Source organism: Rubellimicrobium sp. CFH 75288, assembly GCF_009904055.1.
Taxonomy (GTDB): Bacteria; Pseudomonadota; Alphaproteobacteria; order Rhodobacterales; family Rhodobacteraceae; genus Rubellimicrobium.
This window is the reverse complement of the sequence record NZ_WYDP01000013.1, coordinates 1-11,202: the sequence shown is the minus strand read 5'-3', so window position 1 is coordinate 11,202 and position 11,202 is coordinate 1. Positions and strand designations below refer to the sequence as shown.

Sequence of the window (11,202 nt, the reverse complement as noted above, 5' to 3'; positions counted from 1 at the left end):
CTTTGACTGGAGGTGGCGCGCCCGAGGTCCTGCCGCCGGATGGACAATCCCGTTTCTCATCCTTCGCGGTCCGGATATCATCCGCGGTCCGGATATCATCGGGACGGCGGCCTGTCTGCAGGAAGCGCGTTCCCGCGAGCGTCAGGCATGGGACCATCGACCTGACGACGTCCGGACCCTGCTCCCCCCTCGGAGGCCACTCTTGGAACCCTGCGGTGGACCTGCGAGGTGCGGCAGGACGATCCCGGCTGGCGGGGCGCCCCTGGCGGTCTGCGGTCTTGCGCATGGTCGCGGCCCCGTTTGAGCGGGGCTGCTCCGGCAGGATGACGCGGGACATTCCCGCCTGCGGGCGTGCCGGGCGATGCCGCCGCTCCATGGCTGTCGGCTCGCTCTATCGGCCGACCTCGAGACCCGAAGGATCGCGTCGCCTGCGACGGCAGGCGGCTGGCCTTCCGGAGGACTCTGGCACCGCGGCCGCGCGCCGGAGCCCGGCTCAGCCCCTCGCTGCCGATCAGCCGCCGGGCGCCGTGTCGCGGGCTGGCCCGGTCCGGGTCCTGTCGGGCGACGTGGCCAGCCCCCTCGTCCCGCCAAACCACGATCCCGGATCCGCAGGATCACCCCCGAAGATCTGTGCAAGAACGACCGCTCCGGCTGTATCCTCCGGCGCATGGAAGCGAGGGAGAGCGTGATGATCCGGTCCCGGCCCCAACCCGCCGACCTGCTGCCTGCCGTCATCGACATGGTGCGGCAGGCAGGCGCCCTGATCCGGGCCGAGTTCCACCGCGCCGGCGGCCCGCGCGGCGGCGGGTCGAAGGCCCCCATCGACGTGGAGGTGGAGCAGCTTCTGAGGGACCGGCTGCTCGCTCTCCATGCCTGCGGCTTCGTCGGAGAGGAGACCGGCCGCGCCGGTCCTGCGGAGGGTGACGTCTGGGTGGTGGACCCGCAGGACGGAACGACCGACTTTCTCGCCCGTCGCCGGGGATCGGCCGTGTCGGTCGCCCTGCTGCGCGACGGGCATCCCGTTCTGGGTGTCGTCTTTGCGCCGCTTGCGCCCGACGACCGGGGGGACCTGATCGCTTGGGCCGAGGGGACCGCGCTCACGCGCAACGGCTTGGCCGTCCGGCGCCCGGTGCGATCCCATCCGCCGGTCGTCGCGATGAACGCCAACGCGGCAGACTATGCCCGGCACAATCACGAGGCGCTTCGCGGCATCCGGGTCCGGGCGATCGCCAGTCCGGCCTACCGGCTGGCCCTCGCCGCCGCCGGCGAGGTGGATGCCGGGCTGAGCCTCGTGGCCGGCCTCGATCACTGGGACATTGCCGGGGCTCATGCCCTGCTGATCGGCGCGGGCTGCACGCTGGTCGAGCGGACGGGAAAGGCGGTGGATTACGGGCGCCGGCACTTCGACGGATGCATCGGCGGCGCCGCGGATGTCGTGGCCATGCTCGTCGAACTCGGACCCGGTCCCAGTCGGCGGGAGCAACGCAACGGCGCCATTCCGCGGGCCCGCATCGCCGATCCCGACCGGCTCGCGCGGGCGCAGGGCTGTCTCCTCGGCCAGCTTGCGGGGGACGCGCTGGGCTCGGCGGTGGAGTTCCGCTCGGCGGCCGACATCGCCCGCAGCCACCCCGAGGGCGTCACCCGGCTGACCGACGGCGGCACTTGGAACCTGATCGCCGGCCAGCCCACGGACGACAGCGAGATGGCGCTGGCGCTCGCCCGCGCGCTGGCGGATCAGGGCCGGTTCGATCCCGCGACGGTCGGCCAGGCCTATATCGGCTGGGCGCGCTCCGGTCCCTTCGACATCGGCGGCACGACGGCTGCCGGCATCGCCGCACTGGCCCGGGGTCGGCCGGCTTCGTCGGACAGCCAGTCGAACGGCGCGCTGATGCGCGTGAGCCCGGTCGGCATCTTCGCGGCCGGCGATCCAGCCCTGGCCGCGAAGCTGGCGGCCGAGGATGCGCGCCTCACCCATCCGCACCCGGTCTGCCAGGCTGCGAGCGCCGCCTTTGCTGCGGCCGTCGCAACTGGTGTCGCGGGCGGCACGGCCGCAGAGATGGCGGCAGCGGCCGAACAACATGCGGGCGAGGGCGAGGGGGCCCGGATCGTCCGCCAGCGCCTCGCTGCTGCCCGCCGGGACGGTCCCGAGAACTTCGAGCGCCAGATGGGCTGGGTCCTGATCGCGTTCCAGAACGCGTTCGACCACCTGAACCGCGGCACGCCCGTGGCGGAGGCTGTTTCGGCCACCGTCGCGCGCGGCGGCGACACCGACACCAACGCCGCCATCTGCGGCGCGCTCCTCGGTGCCAGCCAGGGACGCGAAGCGATCCCGCTGCAATGGCGCAACGCGGTGCTGTCCTGCCGGCCGGTGCAGGGATCGGGAATCCGGCACCCGCGGCCCAGCGAGTACTGGCCCGACGACGCTCTCGATCTTGCCGAGGCGCTGCTGGCGGCCGGGCCGTCCGGCGGCTGACCCGCCCCCTCCGCATGCCTGTTCCCGATGCCGACGGCTGCGCGCCCGGTCCGGCCGGCCTCCGCGGGAATCGGCTCCGGCCGGACCTGCCGCCGGGCCGGGGCTTGCGTCGGATCGCCGGCGACGCCAGACCGCGGCAAGCCATGGGCGAAGGCGATCGCTCCGCATGACAGACCAGGCCCCTCGAGACACGGCGTCATCGTCCCGCGGGACTCCTCCGGGCGTGGCGGACCTGATGGCTCGCATGCCCCTTCCCCGCCTTCCCGGTCCCCTTCCTGTCGAGGTGCTGCTGATGCGGCATGGCGAGACAGTCTGGAATGCCGAAGGACGGCTTCAGGGCGCGTTCGACTCCCCCCTGACCGAGCGGGGCCGGAGGCAGGCCGCCGCCATGGGCCGTATCCTCGCCGCGCTGCGCGTGTCTCCGCGGACCCACGACGCCCTGTCCAGTCCCCAAGGCCGCGCCCAGCAGACGGCGCGCCTCGCGCTCGGGCGGACGGGGCTCGTCGCGCGGCCCGAACCGCGCCTGCGCGAGATCGGCATGGGCGAGTGGGCCGGTCTCACGCGCACCGAGATCGCCACGCGCTGGCCCGCGCCCCCGGACGAAGGCATCCTGACCTTCTACGCGCGTTGCCCCGGCGGGGAGGATCTGTCCGCCGTTGCGGAGCGGGCCGCCGACCTTCTGCTGTCGCTCCGGCGACCGGCGGTGCTCGTCACCCACGGACTGACGCTGCGCCTTCTCGCGGCGCTGGCGCTGGGCCGGGACTGGGACGCGGCCGAGGCTCTCTGCCTGCCGCAGGGGCGCGTTCTCCGCCTCCGGGACGGTCGGGCGGACATCCCGGAGCCGCCCCGAACCTCCTCGGATCGCACGCGCCTTGAACTCGGCCTCAAGGGTCTGTAACCACTGGACGGCAGGGTGGTTAGCTCAGTTGGCAGAGCGTCTCGTTTACACCGAGGATGTCGGGGGTTCGAGCCCCTCACCACCCACCAGGGCGGGGTGCTGCGCATGATCGCCCCCCCTTTCCACGGTCCGACCCCCGCGCCCCAGGGACGCTCCGTGCTGGACCGGATCGTGGAATGGGGAATCGGGCGTCGCAGCCTCGCGTTCCAGGTGGGTGTGGCGCTGGGCGCGTTCTTGGCCGCTGCCCTCCTGCGGCTCGCCCTCGATCCGGTTCTGCCCCCCGGTTTTCCGTATCTGACCTTCTTTCCGGCCGTGGCCCTGACGGCCGTGTTCGCGGGAACGCTCGTCGGCCTCGCCGTCGCCATCATGGGCGGCCTCTTTGCCTGGTACGTCCTGATCGCGCCCGCCTGGTCCTTTGCGCTGACGACGGCAGGTTTCGTCGCGCTGCTTCTGTATGTCATCGTCATGGGGACCGAGCTGACGCTGGTCTTCCTGATGCGCCGGGCCCTGCGGCGCATGATGCAGGCCGAAGCCCGCGCCCGGAGCGAGGCGCACATGCGCAGCCTGATGTTTGCCGAGCTTCAGCACCGCGTCTCCAACAACCTCGCGGTCGTCGGATCGCTTCTCCAGCTTCAGCGGCGCGCCGTCGCCGACCCTGCCGCCCGCCGCGCTCTCGAGACGGCTGCCGCCCGCCTCGGCGTGGTGTCCCGCCTGAGCCGCCTCCTGCACGATCCCGCGGCCCAGTCGCTCGATCTGGGCGCCTTTCTCCGGGCCATCGTGCCCGAGGCGGTCGCCGCGCAGGGGGTAGAGGACCGCATCGCGCTCCAGGTGTCGGTCGAACCGGTCGTGGTACCCGCTGCGGCCGCCATTCCCTTCGGTCTCATCGCGACGGAGCTTCTGGCCAACGCCATCGAGCACGGCTTCGGCCCCGAACGGTCGGGCCGCATTGCGATCACGTTGGCCCGGACGGGCCGGGATGCGGCGCGTCTGGAGATCCGCGACAATGGCGGCGGTCTGCCCACCGGATTCGATCTCCAGAAGGCCGACGGCCTCGGCCTGTCGGTGGCGCGCCAGTTCGCGGCCCAGATCGGCGGCACGCTCGCCATCCGCGAGGAGGAGGGCGAGGTGGTCTCGCGCCTCGACTTCCCCCTGCGCAGACCCGGAGCGGCCTGAGGCTCGGAGGACCGGACGCGCCCTCGCGTCAGGCGACAAGAGCCCTTGACGCCGCTGTTCCGGCCCCGTAGATACCCCCCGTCCGGCACGATCCGATGCCGGCGGCAGACGCGCGGTTGTAGCTCAGTCGGTTAGAGTACCGGCCTGTCACGCCGGGGGTCGCGGGTTCGAGCCCCGTCAACCGCGCCACTGCCCCCCCTCCCGATCACTCTCTGGCGCGCAGCACCCGTGCGGGCCGCACCGCGAGCGGGCGCAGCGCAAAGGCCAGTCCCGCCAGCAGCGTCGCCGCCACGCCGCCCCCCACCACCGCCAGCGCGTTGCTCCAGATCGGCTGGAACGGCGCCTCCATCACGAAGCGCAGCACCGCCCAGGCCCCGAGCGAGCCCGCCAGCAGCGCCACGAGGCCAGCGGCCATCCCCGTCAGCGCCGCCCGCAAGGCAAAGCTGCGCAGGATCAGCGGCCGCCCCGCGCCCAGCGTCTTGAGGATCGCCGCCTCCCAGGCCCGCGCCCGTTCCCCCGCGGCAGCGGCGCCGATCAGCACCAGGAACCCCGTGGCCAGCGTGACCAGCGCGGCGGTGCGGATCGCCGCCGCGACCCCCTCGATGATGCGCGCCGCCTCGGCCACCGCGTCGCGGATGCGGATGGCGGTGATGTTCGGAAACGCCTCCGCCATCTCGCGCAGCAGCCGCGCCTCGGCGGCCTCCTCGGCATAGACCGTGGCGATCCAGGAATGGGGGGCTCCCCGCAGGGCGGCCGGATTCATGCTCATCACGAAGCCGATCCCCGCGCTCTGGAAGTTCACCTCCCGGAACGAGGCGACGGTCGCCTCGATCTCGCGGCCCAGCACGTTGACGCTCAGCCGGTCGCCCAGGCGCAAGCCGATCTCCTCGGCCTCCGCGGCCGAGAAGCTGACGAGGGGCGAGCCATCGTAATCGGGCGGCCACCACTCGCCCGCGACGATGCGGGCATTCTCGGGCGGCTCCTCCGAATAGGTCAGGCCCCGGTCGCCGCGCGTGACCCAGTGCCCGCCCGTCGCCTCCGCGGCGGGCACGCCGTTGATCGTGGACAGGATGCCCCGCAGCATCGGCGCGGCCTCCACCCGCTCGACCGCCGGATCGGCCTCCAGCCGCGCGCGGAAGGCGTCGATCTGATCGGGCTGGATGTCCACCACGAAGTAGGACGGTGCGATCTCGGGCAGGTCGCCCGTGATCGCGCGCTGGAGGTTGCCGTCGATCTGACCCACCGCCGCCAGCACCGTCAGCCCCAGGCCCAGCGACAGGATGACCGGCCCCGCCTCGCCCCCCCTCGCGCCCACCGCGCCCAGGGCCAGTCGCCAGGCCGGCCGCCCCCGTGCCGCCCCGCGCAGCGCCCGCGCCGCCCCCCGCGCGCCCGCCGCGGCCCCCACCAGCGCGAGCAGCGAGGCGCCAAGCCCCGCCGCCGTCCAGACCGCCAGCGCCGGCGCGCCCGAGAACCAGGCCGCCGCCCCCACCAGCAGCCCCAGCACCGCCAGCGTGGCCAGCAGATAGGGCAGCCGCGGCAGCCGCCGCCCCCCCGCCAGCGCGTCGCGGAACAGCGCCGCCGCGCGGATGTCCGTCGCCCGCGACAGCGGCCACAGCGTGAACAGCAGCGCCGCCAGCGCGCCATAGAGCGCGGCTTCCGCAAGCGGCGCGGGAAAGATCCCGAACGCCGCCGGGACGGGCAGGGCTGCCTCGATCCAGGACGCGGCCAGCAGCGGCAGCGCCGCCCCCAGCACCAGCCCCAGCCCGATCCCCATCAGCGCCAGCGTGCCCACCTGCAGGAAGTAGGTGGCGAACACCACCCCGCGCGAGGCACCCAGCGTGCGCAGCGTGGCGATCACCTCGGCCTTGGCCGCGACATAGGCCGACACCGCCGCCGAGACGCCGACGCCCCCCACCGCCAGCCCCGACAGGCCCACCAGCACCAGAAACGCGCCCAGCCGGTCCACGACCTGCGCCGTGCCCGCCGCCCCCTCGCGTGCGTCGCGCCAGCGCATCCCCCGCTCGCGCCAGAGCGCCTGCGCCTCTGCCCCTAGCGCGTCGAGGTCCGTTCCCTCCGGCAGGTCCAGCCGGTATCGCGTCTCGAAGAGCGAGCCCTCGGCCAGAAGCCCCGACCCCTCCAGGTCGGCCAGACGCAGGATCGTCCGCGGCCCCAGCCCGAAGCCCGCATTGCTGTTGTCGGGATAGCGCAGGAGGATCGCCGACAGCACATAGTCGCGCGTGCCCAGCCGCACCGTGTCGCCGGGCGCCAGCGCCAGCCGGTCCGCCAGGACGCGCTCCATCACCAGCCCCGCCCGCGCTCCGTCGCCCGCCAGCGCCCCGGCCAAGGGCATCGGCGGGTCCAGCTCGACCGCCCCGATCAGGGGATAGAGGTCGTCCACCGCGCGCACCTGCGTCAGCGCGCGCTCCGCCCGCCCCCCGGGGTCCGCCACCGCGAGCGAGCGGAAGTCGGCCACCTCACTCACCCGCTCGGCCACGCCCTCCATCCAGGCGCGCTCCTCAGGGGTGGCAAAGCGATAGGTCAGTTCGGCCTCCGCCTCGCCGCCCAGCAGCCGCGCCCCCTCGCGCTCGAGACCCGCGCCGATCGCCGCGCGCACAGACCCCACCGCCGCGATCGCCGCCACGCCCAGGATCAGGCAGAGCAGAAAGACCCGAAAGCCGCGCAGCCCCCCGCGCAGTCCCCCCCGCAGCTCCCGCGCGGCGAGGCGCGCCGCCGCGCTCACTCCGCCGCCTCCCGCGCGGGGCGGCCCTCGCCCTCGATGCGCCCGTCGCGCAGGCGCACCACCCGGGCGCAGCGCGCGGCCAGCCGCTCGTCATGCGTCACCAGCACCATCGTCGCCCCGTCCCGCTCGCCCAGACCGAACAGCAGGTCCACGATCGCCCGGCCTGTCCCCTCGTCGAGGTTGCCGGTCGGCTCGTCGGCCAGAAGCAGCCGCGGCCGCCCCACCACCGCGCGCGCCAAGGCCACGCGCTGCTGCTCTCCGCCCGAGAGCTGCGAGGGGTAGTGCCCCGCCCGCGCGCCCAGACCCACCGCCTCCAGCTCGGCCTGCGCGCGGGCAAAGGCATCGCGCCGGCCGGCCAGTTCCAGCGGCGTGGCGACGTTCTCCAAGGCGGTCATGGTCGGGATCAGGTGGAAGGACTGGAACACCACGCCTAGATTGCCGAGGCGAAAGTGGGCCAGCGCGTCCTCGTCCATTGCCGACAGGTCGTGGCCCAGGGCGCGCACCGTGCCCCCCGTGGCGCGCTCGAGCCCGCCCATGAGCATGAGGAGAGACGACTTGCCCGACCCGCTCGGCCCGACCAGCCCGACCGACTCGCCCGCCGCCACCTCCAGCGTGATGCCGCGTAGGATCTCCACCGGCCCCGCATTGCCCTCGAGCGTCAGACGGGCATCGCGGAGCGACAGGACGGGCTCTGGCACGGGCATCTCCTTGGCGGTCCGGTGGCGCATCGTGCCATCTATGGCCCGGCTGGCGTTCCGCAACCTCGCTCTCGTGATCGCGCTTGCAGCCCTGCCCGCGGCCGCGCAGGACGCAGGCCAGGACGCCGAGGAGCCTGTCACCGTGGTCGCGCTGGGCGACAGCCTGACGGCCGGCTACGGGCTCGCGGCCGAGGAGGGGCTCGTGCCGCGCCTCCAGGCCTGGCTCGACAGCCGCGACGCAGGCGCGGTCGTGCTCAATGCCGGCGTCTCGGGGGACACCACGGCCGGGGGTCTCGCGCGGCTCGACTGGGCGCTGGGCGAGGGGGCCGATGCGGTCATCGTGGCGCTGGGCGGCAACGACTACCTGCGCGGGATCGACCCGGCCGTCAGCCGCGCCAATCTCCGCGCCATCCTCGAGGAGGTCACGGGGCGCGGCCTGCCCGTGCTCCTCGTCGGGATCGAGGCCTCAGGCCAGTACGGCCCCGATTACCGGGATGCCTTCAACGCAGCCTATCGTGACCTGGCCGAGGAGTTCGGGGCGCTGCTCGTGCCGGACTTCTTTGCCCCGCTGCGCGACGGCGAGGGGGGGTTCGAGGACGCGCTGCGCCGCTACATGCAGCCCGACGGCATCCATCCCAGCGCCGAGGGTGTCGAGCGGGTGGTGGAGGAGACGCTCGGCCCCGCCGTCCTCGCCCTGGTCGAGAGGACCCGGCCGCAGGACTAGTGCGCCGCGCCCGCCTCCCAGCGCCGCAGGTCCTCGTAGGTCATCACCGGGCGCAGCGGACCGTCGTCCTCGGGCCGGTAGGCCGGATCCTGCGGCAGGCATCCCCGCCCGCAGATCTGCCGCACCGTCATCGAGCGCGTGTCCACATACCACAGCCGCCCGCCCGGTGTGGCGATATAGCCCGCGATTCCGTCCGCCGCATCGGTGTCCATGTCCTGCGTCGTCGGCCATTCGGACGCATACCACGGCGAATACCGCCCATGCGTGTGGAACGAGGCCACCAGCACCATGTCGGCCGGCACCGGGGGCAGGGGACAGGACGATTCGTGCCCGCGATGGATCCGCGTGGGCACCAGCCGGCCGCTCCGGTCGTAGCCGACATAGCCGCAGAACTCGCGGCCCTCCTCGAAGGAACGATGCTGGAGATCGGACAGGATGGCGGTGACGAGCGCGCGTTCCGCCCCGGTGGGCGAGGATGGGGCGGTCGGAATCCCTCTCGAGGTCAGGGTGCGCGGACCCATCGCGACGGTCGGACCCGTCGGAAGCCCGGGAGGAGGGGCGGCGCAGGCGGCGAGAACCGCAAGCGCCAGGGCGGCCAGGCCGCGAATCATGGAGCGTGCAAAGGGGGGCCGGTCATGCGGCACCCCCGCCCGACCGTCAGGCGAGCTGAAGGTTGACGGCCGACTCGCGGCCGTCGCGGCCGGTCTCGATGTCGAAGGTCACCTTCTGGTTGTCGCGCAGGCCCGTCAGGCCCGAGCGCTCGACGGCCGAGATGTGGACAAACACGTCCTTCTTGCCGCCGTCGGGCGCGATGAAGCCATAGCCCTTGGTGGTGTTGAACCATTTCACGGTGCCGGTGGCCATCCCGTGGTCTCCTCTTGATGCTCCGCCCGCGGAAGTGCGGCGGCTCGGCTCGTCAGTGCTGATCGATGCCCTGGGCCGTGAGGGACCGTGGTCGATAGATAAACGCGCGTGGCCTCTATGCCGCACTCGGGGCAGGCTGTCCAGCGCGGCGGAGGCCGCGGGGTTCACTAGGCGGGAAGGCGCGGAGACCGCTGCCGGTCCGCCGGCTCCGGGCCGGCCAGGCCGCGCAGCAGCAGCGCGAGGATCGCCGCGGACGCGCCGACCGGCCCGCCGCCGCCCCACAGGAGCAGGACAAGGCCCCAGGAGGCATCAAAGGCCAGAAGCGCCACAAGGGCGGCCACAAAGCCCGCCATCCCCCCGATCGCCACAAATCCCATGCTCACCCTCTCGTGTCCGGCCGGATCAGAAGGGCAGGGGATTGTGGCGTCAATGGGGCAGGGCGGGGTTCCGTGTCCGTCCCCCCGGACATGCCCGTCCCGCTCTGCGCTCGCGGTCCGGCCCAGCGGCCGCGCCGCCCGCACCGTCATGCCCTGCCGGTCCGGTCCGTCACCGGACGAACTTCTTGAACTTCACGCGCCTGGGCTCCACCGCATCGGGCCCCAGTCGCCGCTTCTTGTCCTCCTCGTAGGCGGAGAAGTCGCCCTCGAACCATTCCACATGCGCCTCCCCCTCGAAGGCGAGGATGTGGGTGCAGATCCGGTCGAGAAAGAAGCGGTCGTGGCTGATGACCACGGCGCAGCCGGCAAAGTCCATGATCGCATCCTCGAGCGCACGCAGCGTCTCGACGTCCAGGTCGTTGGTCGGCTCGTCCAGCAGCAGCACGTTGCCGCCCGACTTGAGCAGCTTGGCCATGTGGACGCGGTTGCGCTCGCCGCCCGACAGCAGGCCCACCTTCTTCTGCTGGTCCGTTCCGCGGAAGTTGAAGGCCGAGCAATAGGCGCGGCTGTTCATGGTCGCGTCGCCCAGTTCGATCAGCTCCGCCCCGCCCGAGATCTCCTCCCAGACGGTCTTGGCCGGATCGAGCGAGTCGCGGCTCTGGTCCACATAGGCCAGCTTCACCGTCTCGCCGAAGGTGATGGTGCCCGCATCGGGCGCCTCCTGGCCGGTCAGCATGCGAAACAGCGTCGTCTTGCCCGCGCCGTTGGGTCCGATCACCCCCACGACGGCACCGGGCGGCACCGAGAAGCTGAGATCCTCGATGAGCAGCCGGTCACCCACGGCCTTGCGCAGCCCCTCCACCTCGATGACCTTGCCGCCCAGACGCGGGCCGTTCGGGATGACGATCTGGGCGCGGCCCACCTTCTCGCGCTCGGACTGGGCGGCCAGTTCGTTGTAGGCGTTGATGCGCGCCTTCTGCTTGGCCTGCCGTGCCTTGGCGCCCTGCCGGATCCATTCGAGCTCGCGCTCCAGCACCTTCTGGCGCGCCTTGTCCTCGCGCGCCTCCTGCTCAAGGCGCTTGGCCTTCTGCTCGAGCCAGGCGGAATAGTTCCCCTCGTAGGGAATCCCCCGCCCGCGGTCCAACTCGAGGATCCAGCCCGTGATGTCGTCGAGGAAGTAGCGATCGTGCGTGACGATCAGGATGGTGCCGGGATAGTTGATGAGGTGGTTCTGCAGCCAGGCGATCGTCTCGGC

Annotated in this window: 10 protein-coding genes and 2 tRNA genes; 6 read left to right on the top strand and 6 right to left on the bottom strand. The window is 72.8% G+C overall.

The window, feature by feature from the left end; translation table 11 throughout:
* Positions 1–688: 688 nt before the first annotated feature.
* The 5 genes from GT358_RS11820 to GT358_RS11800 all read left to right on the top strand — a co-directional run bounded on the left by GT358_RS11820 (position 689) and on the right by GT358_RS11800 (position 4,733).
* Positions 689–2,473, top strand: a complete 1,785-nt coding sequence (locus GT358_RS11820; RefSeq protein WP_208103491.1) for an inositol monophosphatase family protein — start codon at positions 689–691, stop codon at positions 2,471–2,473.
* Between the two features lie 244 nt (positions 2,474–2,717).
* Entirely contained in the window at positions 2,718–3,371 is a 654-nt protein-coding gene (locus tag GT358_RS11815) for a histidine phosphatase family protein (protein WP_166582833.1), read from the top strand.
* Positions 3,372–3,384: 13 nt separating this feature from the next.
* A tRNA-Val gene (locus GT358_RS11810) sits at positions 3,385–3,460 on the top strand.
* Between the two features lie 16 nt (positions 3,461–3,476).
* The gene (locus GT358_RS11805) at positions 3,477–4,544 is read left to right on the top strand and encodes a sensor histidine kinase (protein WP_166582832.1); all 1,068 of its coding nucleotides are present in this window, start codon (positions 3,477–3,479) and stop codon (positions 4,542–4,544) included.
* A gap of 112 nt (positions 4,545–4,656) precedes the next feature.
* Positions 4,657–4,733 (top strand) — tRNA-Asp (locus GT358_RS11800).
* A gap of 16 nt (positions 4,734–4,749) precedes the next feature.
* Here the strand turns inward: GT358_RS11800 and GT358_RS11795 are convergent.
* Positions 4,750–7,284, bottom strand: a complete 2,535-nt coding sequence (locus tag GT358_RS11795; protein ID WP_166582831.1) for an FtsX-like permease family protein — start codon at positions 7,282–7,284, stop codon at positions 4,750–4,752.
* Positions 7,281–7,988, bottom strand: a complete 708-nt coding sequence (locus tag GT358_RS11790; RefSeq protein ID WP_208103490.1) for an ABC transporter ATP-binding protein — start codon at positions 7,986–7,988, stop codon at positions 7,281–7,283. The genes GT358_RS11795 and GT358_RS11790 overlap by 4 nt, the downstream gene beginning before the upstream one ends.
* 34 nt (positions 7,989–8,022) lie before the next feature.
* On the opposite strand from GT358_RS11790, the gene GT358_RS11785 reads away from it, so the two are divergent.
* Positions 8,023–8,706: an arylesterase gene (locus tag GT358_RS11785; protein WP_243730853.1), complete on the top strand. Its 684-nt coding sequence runs from the start codon at positions 8,023–8,025 to the stop codon at positions 8,704–8,706.
* On the opposite strand, the gene GT358_RS11780 is transcribed toward GT358_RS11785, so the two are convergent.
* The 4 genes from GT358_RS11780 to ettA form a co-directional block, all read right to left on the bottom strand.
* On the bottom strand, positions 8,703–9,317 hold the full coding sequence (locus GT358_RS11780; protein ID WP_166582828.1) for a DUF4329 domain-containing protein: 615 nt from the start codon (positions 9,315–9,317) through the stop codon (positions 8,703–8,705). The genes GT358_RS11785 and GT358_RS11780 overlap by 4 nt on opposite strands.
* Before the next feature lie 46 nt (positions 9,318–9,363).
* Entirely contained in the window at positions 9,364–9,570 is a 207-nt protein-coding gene (locus GT358_RS11775; protein ID WP_166582827.1) for a cold-shock protein, read from the bottom strand.
* 167 nt (positions 9,571–9,737) lie between these two features.
* A complete protein-coding gene (locus tag GT358_RS11770; protein WP_166582826.1) occupies positions 9,738–9,953 on the bottom strand; it encodes a hypothetical protein in 216 nt (71 codons plus the stop codon).
* Positions 9,954–10,116: 163 nt separating this feature from the next.
* Positions 10,117–11,202: energy-dependent translational throttle protein EttA (gene ettA / locus GT358_RS11765; RefSeq protein ID WP_166582825.1), on the bottom strand; the 1,086-nt coding region annotated here is incomplete at its 5' end.

Excerpts from the sequence above, each read along its gene's own strand:
- GT358_RS11805 (WP_166582832.1), top strand. The coding sequence starts at position 3,477 with ATGATCGCCCCCCCTTTCCACGGTCCGACCCCCGCGCCCCAGGGACGC.
- GT358_RS11790 (WP_208103490.1), bottom strand. The coding sequence starts at position 7,988 with ATGCCCGTGCCAGAGCCCGTCCTGTCGCTCCGCGATGCCCGTCTGACG.
- GT358_RS11780 (WP_166582828.1), bottom strand. The coding sequence starts at position 9,317 with ATGATTCGCGGCCTGGCCGCCCTGGCGCTTGCGGTTCTCGCCGCCTGC.
- GT358_RS11775 (WP_166582827.1), bottom strand. The coding sequence starts at position 9,570 with ATGGCCACCGGCACCGTGAAATGGTTCAACACCACCAAGGGCTATGGC.
- GT358_RS11815 (WP_166582833.1), top strand. The coding sequence starts at position 2,718 with ATGCCCCTTCCCCGCCTTCCCGGTCCCCTTCCTGTCGAGGTGCTGCTG.
- GT358_RS11820 (WP_208103491.1), top strand. The coding sequence starts at position 689 with ATGATCCGGTCCCGGCCCCAACCCGCCGACCTGCTGCCTGCCGTCATC.
- GT358_RS11785 (WP_243730853.1), top strand. The coding sequence starts at position 8,023 with ATGGCCCGGCTGGCGTTCCGCAACCTCGCTCTCGTGATCGCGCTTGCA.